General features: G+C 43.4%; 1 protein-coding gene. It reads left to right on the top strand.

Annotation, left to right across the window (positions count from 1 at the left end; all coding sequences use genetic code 11):
- Positions 1-228: CbrC family protein (locus SB764_RS45260; RefSeq protein ID WP_410867475.1), on the top strand; the 228-nt coding region annotated here is incomplete at both ends.

Below are 228 nucleotides of genomic sequence, written 5' to 3' on the forward strand. Positions count from 1 at the left end.
GGTGTTGAATTTGAGTATGATGAAGAGGACGAATTTGCCGGTATTAAGAACACATATCCTGATGAAATGCTGAAAGAGTTGGTTGAACGCACGCCAGGTTATCATGGATGGCAACAGGAATTCTGGCTTGCGCATTGTGGCGATTTCTGTGCTTTTATCGGCTATGTGGGCTGGAATGATATAAAAGATCGCCTCGATGAATTTGCCAACCTTGAAGAAGATTGTGAG

The organism is Paraburkholderia sp. SIMBA_027 (assembly GCF_046535315.1).
GTDB lineage: Bacteria > Pseudomonadota > Gammaproteobacteria > Burkholderiales > Burkholderiaceae > Paraburkholderia > Paraburkholderia tropica.